Consider the following 1144-nt stretch of genomic DNA (forward strand, 5'->3'; position numbering starts at 1 on the left):
GTTGCATCTAAGGTACTGCTTCCTGCATTTACTTTATTGACTGCAATATCCTTAGCTAGATCAAATTTTATATTATTGTCATCTTTGCCTTTGCTAATTTGAAGATTTTCACTTGCCGCTGATAAATCGATCTTGCTCTCTATACCAATAGTTGTAGCATCTGCACCACCAACAGACAGCTGCCAACCTTTATCTACGTAATCTTGTAATGACTTTATCTGCGCAACATTTACTGCATCAGTCAGTTCAGAACCAGCTGCTACCCCTATAATTTGTCGCGTTCCCTTCTCGCTGAGATTACCAACACTCATGGCACCATAAACACTCTTCCATTGAATGTCAGCACCTGTTGCATTCGCTTTCTTATAAGGAGAATAGCCCAAAACACCACTAGCCCTATTGGCTACAGAATCACTTCCTATAGCAACACCCCCTACTACCTTCACTTGCGTTTTAAAGCCTAAAGCTGTACTGCTGTCCGCCTCTACCCGTATAAAACGACCAACAGCAACCGCATCATTATTTAGTGCCACTATATCTGCACCAACAGCAACCGATCCACCTCTATGGATCTCCGAGTTAGAACCTATGATAACAGATGCCGCTAACTTTTGGTCTCTTTCAGCTAATACCGCCTTCGCTTTAGAACCAATAACAACACTGTCCACGGTTTTCGCATTAACGCCTTCACCAAAAATGACATTACTTCCCGATACATCACGCTGTACTTCTCCACTACGTGTCATTCTGGCTATAGGATCTTTTCGCGAGAAATCAGATGCATCAATAGTCACTGTATCCTGTCCACTTTGAGTGAAAGATCGAGTTACAGAGCTACTGTCCATAAAAAACTGTGGATCGACAACAAATTTCTTATTTTGGTCTTCTGGACTTAATGTGTTTTTTGATAACTTATTGTCATCGATTTTTAAAGTATTCGCAATAGAATTATCATCACCTACACTAGTAAGGGTTCTAGTTAAAAAATTTGCATAGTCATCAGAAGCATTAATCTTTTCTAATCCGGCTTTATTGAGTGCTGTTAAATAATTGTTTTTTGAAACAGGAGAAGCATTCAAACCAGCAACAGAGAGAAGGCTTTGTGGATAAGACACGCCGGTACTTTTTACACCTTCAAGAAATG

Annotated in this window: 1 pseudogene; it reads right to left on the bottom strand. The window is 40.1% G+C overall.

The window, feature by feature from the left end:
- Window positions 1-1115: pseudogene (locus ACFIL8_RS10685) on the bottom strand (hypothetical protein); the annotation flags it as partial.
- Between the last annotated feature and the right edge of the window lie 29 nt (window positions 1116-1144).

Origin of the sequence: Bartonella sp. AP57NXGY (assembly GCF_042195805.1) — a bacterium.
Lineage (GTDB): Bacteria > Pseudomonadota > Alphaproteobacteria > Rhizobiales > Rhizobiaceae > Bartonella.